This window comes from Streptomyces sp. NPDC059788, assembly GCF_042732265.1.
GTDB lineage: Bacteria > Actinomycetota > Actinomycetes > Streptomycetales > Streptomycetaceae > Streptomyces.
On sequence record NZ_JBHWHY010000092.1, the window covers coordinates 1 to 17,062 of the forward strand.

At 72.3% G+C, this 17,062-nt stretch carries 16 protein-coding genes, 1 pseudogene and 1 riboswitch; of the genes and pseudogenes, 3 read left to right on the top strand and 14 right to left on the bottom strand.

What is annotated here, in order from left to right; translation table 11 throughout:
* Positions 1-31 precede the first annotated feature (31 nt).
* Complete coding sequence (locus tag ACFV57_RS41795) at positions 32-1,342, bottom strand: class I SAM-dependent methyltransferase (RefSeq protein ID WP_385244251.1); 1,311 nt, start codon at positions 1,340-1,342, stop codon at positions 32-34.
* Between the two features lie 225 nt (positions 1,343-1,567).
* On the bottom strand, positions 1,568-2,971 hold the full coding sequence (locus ACFV57_RS41800) for an NAD(P)/FAD-dependent oxidoreductase (RefSeq protein ID WP_385244253.1): 1,404 nt from the start codon (positions 2,969-2,971) through the stop codon (positions 1,568-1,570).
* Between the two features lie 497 nt (positions 2,972-3,468).
* On the opposite strand from ACFV57_RS41800, the gene ACFV57_RS41805 reads away from it, so the two are divergent.
* Both ACFV57_RS41805 and ACFV57_RS41810 read left to right on the top strand, forming a co-directional pair.
* On the top strand, positions 3,469-3,741 hold the full coding sequence (locus ACFV57_RS41805; protein ID WP_385244256.1) for a type II toxin-antitoxin system Phd/YefM family antitoxin: 273 nt from the start codon (positions 3,469-3,471) through the stop codon (positions 3,739-3,741).
* On the top strand, positions 3,738-4,007 hold the full coding sequence (locus ACFV57_RS41810) for a type II toxin-antitoxin system RelE/ParE family toxin (protein WP_385244259.1): 270 nt from the start codon (positions 3,738-3,740) through the stop codon (positions 4,005-4,007). Before ACFV57_RS41805 ends, ACFV57_RS41810 begins: the two co-directional genes overlap by 4 nt.
* A 48-nt stretch (positions 4,008-4,055) precedes the next feature.
* Here the strand turns inward: ACFV57_RS41810 and ACFV57_RS41815 are convergent, their stop codons facing one another.
* From ACFV57_RS41815 to ACFV57_RS41855, 9 genes are all read right to left on the bottom strand, one after another.
* Positions 4,056-5,012: an exopolyphosphatase gene (locus ACFV57_RS41815; protein WP_385244262.1), complete on the bottom strand. Its 957-nt coding sequence runs from the start codon at positions 5,010-5,012 to the stop codon at positions 4,056-4,058.
* The gene (locus tag ACFV57_RS41820; RefSeq protein WP_385244293.1) at positions 5,009-5,572 is read right to left on the bottom strand and encodes a DUF501 domain-containing protein; all 564 of its coding nucleotides are present in this window, start codon (positions 5,570-5,572) and stop codon (positions 5,009-5,011) included. Before ACFV57_RS41820 ends, ACFV57_RS41815 begins: the two co-directional genes overlap by 4 nt.
* 110 nt (positions 5,573-5,682) lie before the next feature.
* Complete coding sequence (locus tag ACFV57_RS41825) at positions 5,683-6,132, bottom strand: septum formation initiator family protein (protein ID WP_385244265.1); 450 nt, start codon at positions 6,130-6,132, stop codon at positions 5,683-5,685.
* Between the two features lie 137 nt (positions 6,133-6,269).
* Positions 6,270-7,550: a phosphopyruvate hydratase gene (gene eno / locus ACFV57_RS41830; protein ID WP_385244268.1), complete on the bottom strand. Its 1,281-nt coding sequence runs from the start codon at positions 7,548-7,550 to the stop codon at positions 6,270-6,272.
* Between the two features lie 421 nt (positions 7,551-7,971).
* Positions 7,972-8,679: a transglycosylase family protein gene (locus ACFV57_RS41835; RefSeq protein WP_385244271.1), complete on the bottom strand. Its 708-nt coding sequence runs from the start codon at positions 8,677-8,679 to the stop codon at positions 7,972-7,974.
* A gap of 1 nt (position 8,680) precedes the next feature.
* Positions 8,681-8,851, bottom strand: a riboswitch (cyclic di-AMP (ydaO/yuaA leader).
* Between the two features lie 261 nt (positions 8,852-9,112).
* A complete protein-coding gene (locus ACFV57_RS41840) occupies positions 9,113-10,111 on the bottom strand; it encodes a transglycosylase family protein (RefSeq protein ID WP_385244273.1) in 999 nt (332 codons plus the stop codon).
* A gap of 202 nt (positions 10,112-10,313) precedes the next feature.
* Positions 10,314-11,675, bottom strand: a complete 1,362-nt coding sequence (locus ACFV57_RS41845; RefSeq protein ID WP_385244276.1) for a cytochrome P450 — start codon at positions 11,673-11,675, stop codon at positions 10,314-10,316.
* 9 nt (positions 11,676-11,684) lie between these two features.
* Entirely contained in the window at positions 11,685-12,083 is a 399-nt protein-coding gene (locus ACFV57_RS41850) for a DUF6479 family protein (RefSeq protein WP_385244279.1), read from the bottom strand.
* Positions 12,084-12,190: 107 nt separating this feature from the next.
* Positions 12,191-13,099, bottom strand: a complete 909-nt coding sequence (locus tag ACFV57_RS41855) for a LysR family transcriptional regulator (RefSeq protein WP_385244282.1) — start codon at positions 13,097-13,099, stop codon at positions 12,191-12,193.
* Between the two features lie 152 nt (positions 13,100-13,251).
* On the opposite strand from ACFV57_RS41855, the gene ACFV57_RS41860 reads away from it, so the two are divergent.
* On the top strand, positions 13,252-14,520 hold the full coding sequence (locus ACFV57_RS41860) for an MFS transporter (RefSeq protein WP_385244284.1): 1,269 nt from the start codon (positions 13,252-13,254) through the stop codon (positions 14,518-14,520).
* On the opposite strand, the gene ACFV57_RS41865 is transcribed toward ACFV57_RS41860, so the two are convergent.
* The 3 genes and pseudogenes from ACFV57_RS41865 to ACFV57_RS41875 form a co-directional block, all read right to left on the bottom strand.
* Positions 14,466-15,476, bottom strand: a complete 1,011-nt coding sequence (locus ACFV57_RS41865; RefSeq protein WP_385244287.1) for a nucleoside triphosphate pyrophosphohydrolase — start codon at positions 15,474-15,476, stop codon at positions 14,466-14,468. The genes ACFV57_RS41860 and ACFV57_RS41865 overlap by 55 nt on opposite strands.
* A 76-nt stretch (positions 15,477-15,552) precedes the next feature.
* Positions 15,553-16,197, bottom strand: coding sequence for a SurA N-terminal domain-containing protein (locus ACFV57_RS41870; protein WP_385244290.1), 645 nt, complete (start codon positions 16,195-16,197; stop codon positions 15,553-15,555).
* Between the two features lie 169 nt (positions 16,198-16,366).
* Positions 16,367-17,062 (bottom strand): annotated as a pseudogene (locus tag ACFV57_RS41875) (serine/threonine protein kinase); the annotation flags it as partial.

Genomic DNA, 17,062 nt, shown 5'->3' on the forward strand with positions numbered 1-17,062 from the left:
GTCCGGGCACCGGGGCCCTTCTTTACGTACGTCAGCCGCGCCACTCCCGGGCGCGCAGCGGCAGCCCCGAGGCACCGGAGTCCGGCGTACGGACCGCCAGGACCTGGTTGACGCCTATGCGGTTGCGTTCGAAGGACAGCGCGGAGGCGGCCATGTACAGCCGCCACACCCGGGCCCGGCCCGGCGTCGTCAGCCGCACCGCCTCCTTCCAGTGCGCCTCCAGGTTCGCGACCCAGGCGCGCAGGGTCAGCGCGTAGTGCTCGCGGATCGCCTCCACGTCCCGCACCTCGAAACCGGCGTCCTCCAGCTGGCCGACGGTGCGGCCGACCGGCGCCAGCTCGCCGTCCGGGAAGACGTACCGGTCGATGAACTCGTCGACGTGGTACGCGTCCTCGTCCGCCAGCGGGCGGCGGGCGATCTGGTGGTTGAGCAGCCGCCCGCCGGGCTTGAGCAAGGCGTACAGGTCGTCGGCGTACTCGGCGTAGCGGGCGCGGCCGACGTGCTCGGCCATGCCGATCGAGGAGATCGCGTCGAACGGCTCGTCGTGGACCTCGCGGTAGTCCTGGACGCGGATCTCGACGCGGTCCGCGAGGCCCGCCTCGGCGACGCGCTTGCGGCCGTAGGCGGCCTGCTCCTCGGAGAGGGTGATGCCGACGACCCGTACGCCGTACTCGCGGGCGGCGTGCAGGGCCATCGAGCCCCAGCCGCAGCCGACGTCGAGCAGCCGCTCGCCCTCCTTCAGCCCCAGCTTGCGGCAGATGAGGTCCAGCTTGTCGCGCTGGGCGTCCTCCAGGGTCGCGTCGGGGCCTTCCCAGTACGCGCAGGAGTAGACCATGGACGGGCCGAGCACCAGCTCGTAGAAGTCGTTGCCGACGTCGTAGTGGTGGCTGATGGCCTCCTTGTCACGGCGCAGTGTGTGCAGCGGGCCGTGGCTCTTGGGGGCCTCCTCGGCGGGCGGCTTGGGCGGTACGGGGATGCCCGCCAGGGCCACCAGGTCGCGGGCGGCGGCACGGATCTCCGGCTTGGCCAGGGCCCGCAGGGCGGCGGCGCGCTGTGGCTTGCCGGCCGCCGTACCGCGTTCCCAGACCAGCCCGGACAGCAGGTCCAGCGCCTCGTACAGATCGCCCTCGACATCGATCTCACCGGCCACCCAAGCGCGCGCGAGCCCCAACTCGCCCGGCTTGAACAGCAGACGGCGCAGGGCGCGGCGGTTGCGGATGACGAGTGTGGGTGCGCCCGGCGGGCCGTACTCGCTGCGGTCCCAGGCGCGGATGCGGACCGGGAGCGGGGCTCCCAGCACCTCCTCGGCGAGCTTGGAGAGCCGTCCAGCGGCGTCGGCCATGTCGCACACCTCCGTGTTGACGAGAAGGGCGAAGAAGTTTCACCCACCACGTAAACGCCGTTCGGGAGCCCGGGTAGTCCCGTTCGTTCGTAAGGGAACAGCAAAACGACCGCGTTCCGCCACAACGAATACGCCGAAGGGACGGCCGCACCACGGATGGCGGCCGCCCCTTCGGCGGTGGTGAGCGGGTGACGTCCGCAGCCGGACGTCACTCCCCCGGGAAGGTCAGGAAGCCTTGGCCTTCGCCTTGTCGTCGTCCTTCGCCTTGTCGTCGGCCGCGGCGGCGGGCGCCGGGGCCGGCTTGGCGGCCTCGTAGAACTCCTCGCGGGGGTTCTCCATGGCGCCGAGCGAGGTGATCTCGCGCTTGAGGAACATGCCGAGGGTCCAGTCGGCGAAGACGCGGATCTTGCGGTTGAAGGTCGGCATCGCCATGCCGTGGTACGCGCGGTGCATGTACCAGGCCAGCCGGCCCTTCAGCTTGATCTTGGTCTTGCCGACGACGATCATCGCGACGCCCTTGTGCAGACCGAGGCCCGCGACCGCGCCCTTGTTGGCGTGGCTGTACTCCTTCTGCGGGAAGCCCCGCATACCGGAGATCACGTTGTCGCCGAGGACCTTGGCCTGGCGCAGCGCGTGCTGGGCGTTCGGCGGGCACCAGGCGTTCTCGTTGCCCGCCTTGCGGCCGACCATGTCCGGGACCTGGGCGTTGTCGCCCGCGGCCCAGATGTAGTCGCTGCCCTGCACCTGGAGGGTGGCCTGGGTGTCGACGTGGCCGCGCGGGCCCAGCGGCAGGCCGAAGCGGGAGAGCGCCGGGTTCGGCTTGACGCCCGCGGTCCACACGATGGTGTTGGAGTCGACCTCCAGGTCGTTGCTCAGCACCACGTGGCCGTCGACGCAGGACTTGGTGCTGGTGCCGAGGTAGACCTCGACCCCGCGGCTCTCCAGGTGCTCCTTGCCGTAGGCGCCGAGCTTGGGGCCGACCTCGGGGAGGATCTTGTCGGCGACGTCGACCAGCAGGAAGCGCATGTCTTCGCGCTTGACGTTGTTGTAGTACTTCGCGGCGTCGCGGGCCATGTCCTCGACCTCGCCGACGGTCTCCGCGCCGGCGAAGCCGCCGCCGACGAAGACGAAGGTCAGCGCCTTGCGGCGGACCTCCTCGTCGGTCGTGGAGTCGGCCTTGTCGAGCTGCTCCAGGACGTGGTTGCGCAGGCCGATGGCCTCCTCGATGCCCTTCATGCCGATGCCGTTCTCGGCGAGGCCGGGGATCGGGAAGGTGCGGGAGACCGCGCCCATCGCGATGACCAGGTAGTCGAAGGGCAGCTCGTACGCCTCGCCGACCAGCGGCGAGATCGTGGCGACCTTGCGGTCCTGGTCGATGGTGGTGACGCGGCCGGTGAGGACCTCCGCCTTCGGGAGCACGCGTCGCAGCGGCACCACGACGTGGCGGGGAGAGATGCTGCCGGCTGCAGCTTCAGGGAGGAAGGGCTGGTACGTCATGTACGAGCGCGGGTCGACGACCGTGACCGTCGCCTCGCCGTACCGCATCTTCTTGAGGATGCGGCGTGCCGCGTACAAACCTACGTACCCACCGCCTACAACGAGGATCCTGGGACGCTCCGTGGTGCTCATGTAATCGAGTATCCACCCCCACTTGGAGCACCCCTCGTGAGCCCCTTCACAAGGTCCTGGAGGGCATCTGCTACACTCCGCGCCCCCGTGATCGACGCCATAGCGCCGGAGGGGAACCACCGCATCCTCCGAAGCGTTGGACACCCCTGTTGATCAGGGATTGCGCCCTCGGACGCCACTGGACCACAGCGCGCGTAAGGATCTCTTTAACACCGCTGAAACCGCACATTTTTGCGGCCCCCGGGACCTACGGCCCAAGATCTAGGCCCAGGTGTCCGGTTTGTTCGCCCAGCGGGCGCTTTTTTCATGTGAAGAGTTTCACGAACTTTCTCGCAGAGAGGGCCCGAAAAGCCCTCCCGAGGGGGCCCGAACGACCCTGGACGGGGCGGGAAAGGGCGGTTGCAAGAGCTCGGCGAGCGCCACCCGACACCCCTCGATCGAGGAGTCGAAGGGCGTCAGTCTCCCATCGTGTACACCTTTGCGCGTACACTGGCTCCATGGCTGACAGCAGCGTGACGGTACGAGAAGCCCGTGCGCATCTCGCGGATCACATCAACCGCGCCGAGCAGGGCACCCCCACAGTGATCACTCGCAACGGCGTGCCGGTGGCGGCCGTCGTGCCGATCTCGGATTTCGACGCACTGGAAGAAGCGGCCGACGTGCTGCTCGCCAGAGAAGCGGAAGCGGTCCTCACGGAGGGGGGGGCGACGGTGAGCATGGCCGAGCTGCTTGCGGATCTGTTCACCGAGCACGACCGAGAGGCAGCGTGAAGTACGCATTCCGGTTCACCGTGGCGGCCCAGCGGCAACTGCGGGCCATCGACCGCCCTGCCGCCATGCGCATCCTGGCCGCACTGACCGCACTCGGCGAAGATCCGTACCGCGATGACGCCAACGTCAAAAAACTCACCGGCCGGTCAGGGCTCTACCGGCTCCGGGTCGGCAACTACCGAGTCGCCTACCAGGTCGAGGACGGCGAACTCATCATCCTCGTCGTCAGGGTCGGCGACCGGCGCGACGTCTACCGCAACATCTGACGGGCCGGCTTCCCGGGCCACCACGCCCCGGGAAGCCGGCCCTGCGCGCTATGCGTCGCCGTATGCGCAGCTCCAGGCGATCCCGTCCAGGATGTCGTGCTCCGAGACCACGACCTCCCCGGCGCCCACCCGTTCCATGATCGTCAGGAGGACGAGGGCGCCCGCGCCGATCACGTCCACCCGGCCCGGGTGCACGGCCGGGATGGCGGCGCGCTGTTCGTGGGTGGTGGTCAGCAGGTGGTCGGTGATCTCGCGGACCTTGGCGAGGGGGACGCGGGAGTGGTGAATGGCCTCGGAGTCGTACTCGCGGAGGTCCAGGGCGATGGCGGCGATCGTGGTCACCGAGCCGGCCAGGCCGACCAGGGTGGCGGTCTCGTCGAGGGGCACGGTCGCCGCGGCCTCGTCCAGCGCGCGGTCGATGTCCGCCTTTATCGCCCCGATCCGCTCCTCGCCGGGCGGATCGGCGAGGACCGCGCCGTCCCGTACGAGGTGGCGCTCGGTCATCCGTACGCAGCCGATGTCCACGGAGCGGGCGGCGCGCACGGCGTCGGCTCCCAGGACGAACTCGGTGGAGCCGCCGCCGATGTCGACGACCAGATAGGGCGTGTCGAGGTCGGTGCGGCCCGTCAGCTCCTTCGTGGCGCCGACGAAGGAGAACTCGGCCTCCTGGTCGCCGGTGATCACCTCGGGCTCGACGCCCAGGATGTCCACCACGCCGCGTACGAACGCGTCGCGGTTCTCGGCGTCGCGGGAGGCGGACGTGGCCACGAAGCGGACGGCTTCGGCGCCCAGCTCCCGGATCACGGCGGCGTACTCGCGGCAGGCCGCGAAGGTGCGCTCCAGGGCCTCGGGGGCGAGCCGCCCCGTACGGTCCACGCCCTGGCCCAGGCGCACGATCTGCATCCGGCGGTCGAGGTCCTTCAGCTCGCCGGTCGCCGGGTCGAGGTCGGCGACGAGCAGGCGGATGGAGTTGGTGCCGCAGTCGATGGCCGCTACGCGCTTCATGCGGTCCGCTCCCCTTCGCCCTCGGTGGTGTCCGGTCCGTCCGCGGTGTCCGCGCAGGGCGCCACGCACGGGCCCTTGCGCCACCACTGCGGCAGCATCGCGAGCGCCTCGTCGCCGAGCGGGTTGACGCCGGGGCCGGCCGCGAGCGAGTGGCCGACCAGGACGTGCAGGCACTTGACCCGGTCGGGCATGCCGCCCGCGCTCGGGAAGTTCTTCAGTTCCTCGATGGCGTCCCGGCGGCGGATGTAGTCCTCGTGGGCCGCCCGGTACTCGGCGGCGAGCTCCGGGTCCCGGCCCAGCCGCTCGGTCATCTCCTTCATCACGCCGTTGGCCTCCAGCGTGCCGATCGCGGAGGCCGCGCGCGGGCAGGTGAGGTAGTACAGCGTCGGGAAGGGGGTGCCGTCCTCCAGGCGCGGGGCCGTCTCGACGACGTCCGGCTGGCCGCAGGGGCAGCGGTGCGCGATGGCGCGCAGGCCGCGCGGCGGGCGGCCGAGCTGTTCCTTGAAGGCCGCGATGTCCGCATCGGTGGGCTCGGTGCGCTCGGTCTGCGGCGGGGGCATGAGGTGTTCAGACACGGACGTGGGTGCTTTCGGTCGTGGCGGTGGTGGAGGAGGAGGTGGCGCGGGCGCCGTATGGGGGGGGACCGGGCCGGGCGCGCGCCCCGGACAGGCTACTTGTCGGCGGAGTCCAGGCCGTTCCAGATGTTGTCGTACCAGGGGCGTTCGGCGGCGGCCTGTCCCTTGCGCTGCTTCCCGGCGCCGGAGCCGTCCTGGACGATGTAGCCGGTCTCGCCGGGCCTGACGTAGTGCAGGTGCTGCCGGGCCTGCTGCCGTACGTACTCCGGGTCCTGCCAGCGGGCCTTCTCGTCGCGCAGCTCTTCGGCCCGCAGCCCGGCATCGTCGGCCTGGCGGCGCTGGTCGGCGATCTCGGCGCGCTGGGAGATGTACTGGCGGGTGGGGTACGCGAGGGCGACGACCAGGGAGCACAGCACCAGCGCGAGCAGCGCGGCGCGGCCGGTCAGGCGGCCCCGCCGGGCCGGGCGGGCCCGCTGGACGCGGGCGGCGGCCTGTTCGCCGAGTGCCTTGAGCCGGGTCGCGGTGGAGAACCGTTCCGCGGACACGTCGCCTCCCCTTCAGTCACCGGGCCCGGGCCGGCGCGGCCCCGCAGCACGTACGTCCCCGGCAACGGTACGGGACCGCCGCCGGGGACGTACGTATTCACGACTGCCGGGGCCGTTCGCGGCCCCGCGGGGTGCTGCTAGCCCTTGAAGCGCGGGAAGGCGCTGCGGCCCGCGTACACGGCCGCGTCGTCGAGGATCTCCTCGATGCGCAGGAGCTGGTTGTACTTGGCGACGCGCTCGGAGCGGGCCGGGGCGCCGGTCTTGATCTGGCCGCAGTTGGTGGCGACGGCCAGGTCGGCGATGGTGACGTCCTCGGTCTCGCCGGAGCGGTGCGACATCATGCACTTGAAGCCGTTGCGCTGGGCCAGCTCGACGGCGTCCAGGGTCTCGGTCAGCGAGCCGATCTGGTTGACCTTGACGAGCAGGGCGTTGGCCGAGTTCTCCTCGATGCCGCGGGCCAGGCGCTCGGGGTTGGTGACGAACAGGTCGTCGCCGACGAGCTGCACCTTGCCGCCCAGGCGCTCGGTGATGACGTTCCAGCCGGCCCAGTCGTCCTCGAACAGCGGGTCCTCGATGGAGACCAGCGGGTAGGCGTCGACGAGCTCCTCGTAGTACGAGGTCATCTGCTCGGCGGTGCGCTGCTGGCCCTCGAACTCGTAGCCGCCGTCCTTGTAGAACTCGGAGGCGGCGACGTCCAGCGCGAGCGCGATGTCCTGGCCGGGGGTGTAACCGGCTTCCTTGATCGCTTCGAGGATCAGGTCCAGGGCCTCGCGGTTGGAGCCGAGGTTGGGGGCGAAGCCGCCCTCGTCGCCCAGGCCGGTGGCCAGGCCCTTGCTCTTGAGGACCTTCTTGAGGGTGTGGTAGACCTCGGCGCCCCAGCGCAGCGCCTCGGAGAAGGACTCCGCGCCGATCGGGGCGATCATGAATTCCTGGATGTCCACGTTGGAGTCGGCGTGCGAGCCGCCGTTCAGGATGTTCATCATCGGGACCGGCAGCACGTGGGCGTTCGGGCCGCCGAGGTAGCGGAACAGCGGCAGGTCGCTGGCCTCGGAGGCGGCGTGCGCGACGGCCAGGGAGACGCCGAGGATGGCGTTGGCGCCGAGCGAGCCCTTGTTGTCGGTGGCGTCCAGGTCGAACATGGCCTGGTCGATCAGGCGCTGCTCGGTGGCGTCGTAGCCGACGAGCTCCGGGCCGATCTGCTCGATGACCGCGAGGACGGCCTTCTCCACGCCCTTGCCCTGGTAGCGGGCCGGGTCACCGTCGCGCAGCTCGACGGCCTCGAAGGCGCCGGTCGAGGCGCCGGACGGGACGGCGGCACGGCCGGTGCTGCCGTCGTCGAGGCCGACCTCGACCTCGACCGTGGGATTGCCTCGCGAGTCGAGAATCTCGCGAGCTACGACGACGTCGATGGACGGCACGTTGTCTCCTTCATGGGTGTCTGGAGTTCTGCAGCACGAGCCTAACGGCCTCCGGGGGTTCCGCTTGCCGCCAGCCCGGCCCATGGGACGAATACACCCGCAAAGGCCCTGTTCACATGAGGTGCGGGCGCTTGTTCGCTGTACGGGGAAGTGGGCGAGTGGGCGAGTGGGCGAGTGGGGGCGGCGGGCGGAGCCGGGGCCCGGTGGCCGGGCGGTCCGCGGGGGAAACACGGGGGGAACACGGGGGAAAGGGAGAAGCCCCGCCGCGGCGCGTGCGGGGGACAGGCGCCGTGGCGGGGCGGTCTCACGGGAAGAGCGGATTCCCGGGACGAGCGGGCCCCGGGGAGCCGGGCTGCCCGTACGTACCGCCGTACGTACGGATCGCCGCGGTCACCCGGGGTCCGTCAGGGTTTCAGCGGGCTCAGACGGCCAGCTTCTGACCCGGGAAGATCAGGTTGGGGTTGCCGCCGATGACGGACTTGTTGTTCGCGTAGACCGACTTCCAGTTCTTGCCGTGGGAAGCGGCGATCTTGGCGAGGGTGTCACCGGACTTGACGGTGTAGTTGCCCTCCGGGTTCGACTTCGGGGTCGACTTCTTCTGGGGGGCCGGGGTCTTGCGGGCCAGGTCCTCGCCCTGCTTGCGGGCCTCGGAGCGCGAGGTGCCCTGCGGGGCGGAGTAGGAGCGCTCCGACTTGTAGGACTTGTGCGACTTGTGCGAGCTGCCGCCCTGCGAGGAGCCGCCGTCGGCCTTGGCGTTCGCGTTGCCCTGGCCGAGGTGGCCGCCGGCGCAGGTCCAGGCACCCGGGCCCTGGATGGCGAGCAGGCGCTCGGCCGCGGCGATCTGCTGGCTCTTGCTGGCCATGTCGGCGCGCGGGGCGTACTGGGTACCGCCGGCGGCGGCCCAGCTGGAGTTCGTGAACTGCAGGCCACCGTAGTAGCCGTTACCGGTGTTGATCGACCAGTTGCCACCGGACTCGCACTGGGCGACGGCGTCCCAGTTGTTGCCCGCGGCGGAGGCAGAGGTGGCGCCCATCAGCGGGACGGCCACAGCGGCACCGGCGACGCCCGCCAGCGTGGCGACGCGGACGGCCTTGGAGGGACGACGGTGCTTGCCCTTGGAGTTCAGCATGGTTGTTCCTCACCGACGCCTGCGAGGTGAGCTGTCGGGTTCGGGCCATGTGAGTTGCCCGGCCGTGTGTGCTTCACACATGGCTTCACCCCAAGCCGGTTGGACCCGCTTTCGCGGGCGGGGCCGGCGCTTACCTTGGGTCCCCCGCTCCTGCCTTCGGCGCTCTCGCGTCGTGTGTCCTTCGGCCACCGGCAGGATTCGGCGTGTGGTCGAAGGGCCCGCTTTGGCGAGCGATGAAGACGGTAAACACGAACACCCCGCTGGTTCAAACCCCTACATCTGAGGCCAGTTGGCCCCCAGACATCACAGGATCATCACATTTCCGCAGGTCGTCGCAGGTTTGGAAACAACGGACGGGACGGACGGGACGCCCACGAACGAGATCCATGTCTCACTTTCACCAAAGCGGGCAAATCCCCACGAAATACCTCGATCAGTGGTCGAGGTCGAGCCGCTGACCAGGGTGGATAAGGTCCGGATCGCCCCCGATGACGCCTTTGTTGGCCTCGTAGAGCGCCGGCCAGCCCCCGGAGACCCCGCGGTCCTCGGCGATCGCTGACAGGTTGTCACCGGGCCGCACGGTGTAGTCGCCCGGCGCGCCCGGGTCCGTACGGTGCGCGTCCCCGCCCCGCGAGGGGTGCCCCCCGCCGGACCGGCCCGCGTCGCCCGCCTCACCGGCGCCCGTGCCGGGCCGCCCCGCGTCGCCGGGCTCACCGCGGTGCTTGCCCTGGGACGGGGGCGCGGTGGGGGTCGTGGAGGCGCCGTCGCCCGGCGTGGCCGGGTCGGCGGGCCGCGACGGTTCCTGCGTGCCGCCCGTACCGGACGGGTCCGGCGTACGGGACGGGTCCGGCTTGCCCGCCGGGTCGGTGGGCGACGGCTTCGGCTTCGGGGTGGCCGTGCCGCCGGGCTCCGGCGTCCCGGACGGGTCCGACGGCCCGGAGGAGGGCGACGGAGAAGAAGGGGAGGACGGGGACGAGGGGGACGGGGACGGCGTGGAGCGGCCGGGCGCCGGGGTCGGCGTCGGCGTGCCGCCCGGGTCGACGTCCGGCCCGCTGCCGCCCTGCTTGAGTCCCGCGTTCACCGCGCAGCTCGGCCACGCGTCGGGGCCGCGCGCGGCCAGGATCGATTCGGCGACGGCTATCTGCTGCGAGCGGCTGGCCAGGTCGGGGCGCGAGGCGTACGACGGGCCGCCGTGGCGGTCCCACATCTCCTGGGTCAGCTGCAGCCCGCCGTAGAACCCGTTGCCGGCGTTGGCGCTCCACACGCCGCTGCTCTCGCACTGCGCGACACGGTCCCAGGTGGCGGTGTCGGCGGCGTCGGCGCTGCTCGCGGCGAGCAGGGGCATGGCGAGGGCGCCGCCGGCGACTCCCGCCGTGACGAAGATGGCCGGAGCCTGTCGGGGGCGTCGGTGACGGCCGTTCCCGGATCGCATGGCGTTGCCTTTCGAGCGGCGGTTGAGTTGTCGTCGAGAGGCCGAAACCGTCGGTCGCGTGGCCTGTTCGCCACCACGCCGCCCGCCCCGGCCTTTCAAACGGATGAAGGTAGCGGTGCCGCCCGCCCGTCACAAGCCGGTGTAGCGGAGATCACGCTCAGGTCACGGCCTGATGTGACGTGAGGTACGGACGGCCTTGAGGTCACCCGCGTACGGGCGTGAACTCCACCGGCAGGGCCCGCAGCCCGCGCATGATCAGCCCGCCGCGCCAGCGCAGCTCGTCCGGTTCCGCGCCGAGCCGGAGGTCCGGGAGGCGGGTCAGCAGGGTCGCTATCGCGGTCTGTCCTTCGAGACGGGCCAGCGGCGCGCCCAGGCAGTAGTGGATGCCGTGGCCGTATCCGAGGTGCTGGTTGTCGCGGCGGGACAGGTCCAGTACGTCGGGGCCGGAGAAGCGCTGCGGGTCGCGGTCGGCGGCGGCCAGCACGACCAGGACCGGGTCGCCCTCGGCGATCCGCTGCCCGCCGAGGGTCAGATCCCGGGTGGCGAAGCGCCAGGTGGCCAGCTCGACCGGGCCGTCGTAGCGCAGCAGCTCCTCCACGCCGGTGGCGAGCAGCTCCTCGTCGCCCTCTGCGGCGGCCTTCTGGAGCAGTTCCCGCTGGTCGGGGTGGCGCAGCAGCTGGTACACGCCGTTGCCGACGAGGTTGACGGTGGTCTCGAAACCGGCGAAGAGGAGGATGAAGGCCATGGCGGCGGCCTCGTTCTCGGTCAGGTGCTCGCCGTGGTCGGAGGCGCGGATCAGGCCGGAGATCAGGTCGTCGGCCCCCTCGTCGCCGAGGGTCTCGCGCTTGCGGTGGATCAGCTCGGCGAGGTAGCCGCGCATCTTCTTCACCGACCGGGCGACACCGCCGCGCGGCCCGCCGCCGTGCCGGATCATCATCCCGGCCCAGTCCCGGAAGTCGTCCTGGTCCTCGCGCGGCACGCCGAGCAGGTCGCAGATGGCGTAGATGGGCAGCGGGAAGGCGAACTCGTGGATGAGGTCGGCCTCGCCGCGCTCCGCGAAGGAGTCGATGAAGGAGTCCGTCAGTTCCTGTACGCGCGGCGCGAACCGGGCGATGCGGCGCGGGGTGAACGCCTTGGAGACCAGGCGGCGCAGCCGGGTGTGGTCCGGCGGGTCGATGTTGAGCAGGTGCGTCATCAGGTTGGCGCCGCGCTCGCCGGGGATGCCGACCTTGCCCTTGCCGTGCGCGGCCTCGCTGTGGTGCAGCGGGTTCTTCGACAGCCGGGTGTCGGCGAGCGCCTGGCGCGCGTCCGCGTACCGGGTCACCAGCCAGGCCTCGACGCCGCTGGGCAGCCGCGTACGGTGCACGGGCGCGTGCTCGCGCAGCCAGGCGTAGGCCGGGTACGGGTCGGAGGCGAACTCCCACGTGAACAGCTCGGGGCAGGCGGGGGTGACTGCCGGGGCGGACACGGGGCAGCCGGCCGCGGGCCCGGAGGGGGCCGCGGGCCGCTCGCCGGCGGCGGAGTCGGCGGGGCGGTCGGTGGGGAGAGGGGTCTGCGGACGCACCCCTCGACGTTAACCCCCGCCGAAGGAGCCGCTGTGCCCGTCCTGCCAGCGCTTGCGTTCCCGGTCCTGGTCGGCGCCGTGGCGGGTGGGGGCGTTGCCGTAGTCGGGCAGTTCGTGGGGCGTGAGCCGGTGGTCGCCGTCGCGCGGCACCTCGTTGGGGTCGCGCAGCTCGCTCTCGTACCCGGTCGGGTTCTTGGGCGGCGTCGGCTGGGTCTCCGGTTCGGGCGGCGCGGGCTCGCGGGCCCTGCGGCGCCGTCCGTAGACCACGGCGAGGATCAGCGCCGCGACGATGACGAGCCCGGCGACCAGCGGTCCGGTGCCGACGATCATGTCCCGGGTGAGGTCCACCGCCTGCTGGACAGACGTGAGGTCCTGGGCCGGTGTGGCCGAAGCGGTCGTTGCTGTCATTCGCCCCGGGTACCCGGGGCGTCGGGGACGATGCGCGGACGGGTACGGTACCCGCCCGCACGGCCGGTACGGACGCCGTAAGCGCAGGTCAGCGGCTTGGCACGGGGTCATATCCCCCGGACGGCGGGCCCCGGGTCCGGCTCCGCGGGGTCCACGCCCAGCGCGTCCAGGAAGGCCGCGGCCGCCGGGGAAGGGCCCCGCGCGCTCCAGACGACGCGTTCGACCCGGGCGGGCGCGTTGGGGACGCGCACCACGCGCAGCCCGGTCAGCTCCGAGGCGAACGCCTGCGGCACCATGCCGATGCCGAGGCCCGCGCGGACCAGCTTGGCGAGGAACTCCACGGTGGTCACCTCGAAGGCCACCTCGGTCGTCAGGCCCGCCGCGCGGAAGGCGTCCTCCCGCTGGCGGCGCGCCGCCGACCCGGCCGTGAAGTCCACGAAGGTCTCCTCGGCCAGCCGCCGCAGGTCCGTCCACTCCTGGCCCGCCAGCGGGTGCTCCGGCGGTACGACGGCGACCAGCTCGCCGTGGGCCAGCGCCCGCTCCCGTACGCCCGGGCTGCGGGCGCCCGGCACCAGGCCGACGAAGGCGACGTCCAGCGCGCCCTGCCGGACCTGCTCGATGAGCTGCTCGCTCATCTCCATGCGCAGGCTGATCCGCACCTGCGGGTGGCGGGCGCGGTAGGCGCCCAGCTCGCGGGCCAGGTCGACGGCCGCGACGGTGGAGATCGCCCCCACGGCCAGCCGGCCGCGCACCTCGCCGGCCGCCGCCTCCACCTCGGCGCGGGCCCGCTCGGCCGCCTCCAGAGCCTGCTGGGCGACGGGCACGAACGCCTCGCCCGCGGCGGTCAGGCGCACGCTGCGGCTCGTACGGTGGAAGAGCCGGGCGCCCAGTTCCTTCTCCAGGCGGGCGATCTGGTGGCTGAGCGCGGACTGCACCACGTGGCAGCGTTCGGCGGCGCGGGTGAAACCGCCGGTCTCGGCGACCGCGACCACGTACCGCATCTGTTGCAGCTCCATACGGCGAGCGTAATCAGCGTGGCGGCGCCCATCGATCATGGTCCGCGATGGATGGGATGACCACTATGTGTTGGACTCATCGACCGGGGCGGGCGGAAGCTGAGGGCCGTGGCAACACCAACGGGGTGGCGCGTCGTGCAGGAAGGGACCTGATGGTTTCCCAGGAAGAGGGGCAGCGCGGGCTGGGGCGCGGCACGCTGCTGCTGATGTCCGTGGCCACCGGCCTGTCGGTCGCGGGCAACTACTTCGCCCAGCCGCTGCTGGACGTCATAGGCCGCGACCTGCACCTGGGCGCGGCCACCGCGGCACTGGTGGTGACCGTCGCGCAGGTCGGCTACGGGCTCGGGCTGCTGCTGCTCGTCCCGCTCGGCGACCTGCTGGAGCGGCGGCGGCTGGCCGTGAGTCTGTGTGCGGCCACCGCGGTCTTCCTGACCGTGACGGCGAGCGCGCCCAACGGGACGATGCTGCTGGTCGGCACGGCTCTGACCGGCCTGTTCTCCGTCGCCGCCCAGGTCGTCGTGCCGTACGCGGCCTCCCTCGCGCCGCCCGCCGAGCGCGGCCGTACGGTCGGCACGGTCATGACCGGCCTGCTGCTGGGCATCCTGCTGGCCCGTACGGCGGCCGGGCTGCTGGCCGACCTGGGCGGCTGGCGCACGGTCTACTGGGTCAACGCGGGGCTGATGCTGCTGATGGCTCTCCTGCTGCGGCTGCGGCTGCCCGCGCTGCCGCACACCGGCGCCGGGCTGCGCTACCCCGCGCTGATCCGCTCCACGCTCGCCCTCTTCGTGCAGGAGCCGGTGCTGCGCTGGCGGGCCGCGCTCGGCGCGCTGTCCTTCGCCGCGTTCAGCGTGCTGTGGACGGCGATGGCCTTTTTGATGTCCGGCCCCTCCTACGGGTGGTCGGAATCGGCGATCGGCCTGCTGGGCCTGGTGGGCGCGGCCGGTTCGCTGTCCGCCTCGGCCGCCGGGCGGCTGGCGGACCGGGGCCTGGCCCACCGGGTCACCGGCCTCGGCGGATTCCTGCTGCTCGGCTCCTGGGCGCTGCTGGCGGCCGGCGGCGCGGGCGGCGCCTGGTCGCTGGTGGCCCTGCTGGCCGGGGTGGTCGTCCTGGACGCGGCGGTGCAGGCGGTGCACATCAGCAACCAGAACCTGGTCTACGCGGTGCGCCCCGAGGCCCGGAACCGCCTCAACTCCGCCTATATGACCAGTTACTTCGTCGGCGGCGCGGTGGGCTCCGCACTCACCTCGGCGGTGTGGGGCGCGGCGGGCTGGGGCGGGGTGTGCGTCGTGGGCGCGGCGCTGGGCGCGGCCGTGGCCGCCGTCTGGACGGCCGAACGGCTGCGCGCCCGCGGCGGGCGGTCCGGGGCTCAGTCCGCGGCGCCGGAGGGCGCCTCCTCGGCGGACCGGATCGCGTCCCGGTAGGTGCGGGCGGCGGCGCGCAGCGCGGTCTCCGGGTCCGTGCCGGACGCCTCGGCCCGTACGGCGAGGGCCAGCAGCTCGTACCCGACGCCCTCCCCCGTCGGGAGGGCGTCCATACCGGCCGTACGGGCCCGGGAGGCCAGCTTGCCCGCCAGCGCCAGGGCGGGCTGGCCGAGCGGGATGCCTTCGGTGACGGAGGCGCGCTGCTTCTCGTCCGCCTTCTCCCGCAGCCAGTGCGCCTTCACGTCCTCGGGGGTGTGCGCCTCGTCCTCGCCGAAGATGTGCGGATGGCGGCGGATCAGCTTGTCCACGAGCGTGCCCGCCACGTCGTCCACGGAGAACGGCTCGTCCGGGTCTTCCTGGGCGATCCGGGCGTGGAAGACGACCTGGAGCAGGACGTCGCCCAGCTCCTCGCGCACCGCCTCCCGGTCGCCGTCCTCGATGGCCTCGACCAGCTCGTACATCTCCTCGATGCCGTACTTCGCCAGGTCCTCGTGGGTGCGCACACCGCTCCACGGGCACTGGCGGCGGATCTGGTCCATGATCTGGACGAGGTCGAGCAGCCGGGCGCCCGGCAGGTCGTACGAACCGGGCAGCAGCTCCAGGTCCGGCATGGTCTCGCGGCCGGAGCCGGCCATCCGGGCCAGGCCGTCGGTCAGCTCCGTGTCGCCGTCGGCGGAGGTGATGACGACCGCCGTACGGCCGCCGTCGCGGCAGAAGTCCACCAGCTCGCGGGCGCCGGGCACGGCCGCCTCGACCGCGATGCCCGCCTCGCGCAGATACGGGAGCTGCGGATGGGCGTCGTCGGCGCACAGCACGCGGCCGGCGGCGCGCAGCGTCTGCCACGCGGGCCAGGACAGCAGGCCGGGCGCGACCCGGTGGCTGGTCGTGAGCAGGACCAGGCGGCCGGGGCCGGTGGCGTGCGGCGTGCCGGGGGCGTCGGTGGCGTCAGCGTTCACCCGACGAACGTAACGCACGGCACCGACAGCGCGACCGCCCGGCCGGTTGCGCGCCCCGGCACCGCCCCGGTCCGGCTCAGGTGCGCTGCTGTTCCGCGGCCGTCGCGTTCTTGACCCACGGCTCCTTCACCTCGCCGAGGACGACCTGAGCGTCGTCCCACTTCCCGTAGCGCGGGTTGACGTCGATGCCCATCTTCCGGGACGTCTCCCCCAGCGACTCGGCGAGCCGCTGCTGGCCCTGCGGCTGCCCGCGGTCGGCGCCGATGCGCTTGGCGATGCCGTCCAGCAGCAGCTGGTTGCGGACCACGGCGTCGATCTCGCCCGGCGCGATGGCCTGCTGGAGCCACATCTCCTTGAGCCGCTCCGCGCCGCCCGCGCTGCGCTCGGCGGCGGCGCGCCACTGCTGTACCTCGCGCCGGGAGACCGTGACACCGGCGTCCTTCGCGCCGCGCTCCAGGACCCGGTCGAAGATCATTCCGTTCAGGGTGGCGGGCCCCAGTTTTCCGGTGTTCTCGACCAGTTGGGCGCTCTGCGGGGACTTCTCCTGGGCGGTGCGTACGTCCCGTACCCGCGACTGGAGCTGCGAGACGGTGATCCGCTGCCCGTCCACGACGGCCGCGGCGCCCGGATGCGCGTCCGCGCCGCAGGCCGTGAGCAGGGGGGCGGCGGCCAGCAGCGCGGCGGCGGCGGAAACGGGAAGCGCGGTCCTACGGCGGAACATCAAGCCTCCTGGCGGGGTGCGACAACAGTGCGGCGACGTGCGGCTCTGCCAACCTGGCGTTGATCGATGCCGATGCTAAAGAGTCCGCGTGGTCCAGGCCACCGATTCGACCAACGAGTTGCCCGGAAGGCGGTTTCTCTCTCCGTTGCCTTCCCCCTCCTCCCCCGGGTCAGCCGCGCACCTGGCCGAGCCAGTACAGGGTGCGGCGGACCTCCGCCGGGAAGGCGCCGTGCGGGCCGTGCAGCCGCTCCGCGTCGTACAGGAGGCGGGACAGTGCCTCGTGGGCGGCACCGCGCTCTCCTAGGGCGAGCAGCAGGTGGCCGATGGACCGCCGGATCTCCAGGGGCCGCATCGGGTCGTCGGGATAGCGTTCGAAGTGCGGCAGCAGGGCCCGGTACTCGTCCAGCGCCTGCGTCACCTCGCCCAGCTGCTCCAGGCACTGCGCGGCCTCGTAGTGGAACTGGAGCGCCTGCCGGGCCGATCCCGGGCCGGTGTCGCGCGCGAACTCCTCCGCCAGCGCGCGCAGTTCGGGAAGCGCCCGGCGGTACTGCCCGTCGTCCATGAGCGTGGCCGCGTACTGCTTGCGCAGGGTCCGTACGACGGGCGAGTGCGCGCCGTGCCGGGCGGCGGCGGCCGGCAGGATGCCGCCGAGGATGTCCACGGCGTGGGTGATGCGGCCCTGGTCCAGGAGGCGCTTGACCTCGTCGACGGCCGCGGCGACGTCGGGGCCGCCCGTACCCGAGGACCGCGGGTCGGCGCTTCCCACGGAAACCCGCGGGTCGACGCCCGCGGGCGCGAACGCGGGCGGCGGGACGGCGGGAGCCGCGGGCACGGCGGCGGCCTGCCGCGGCACGCCGGGCGGCGC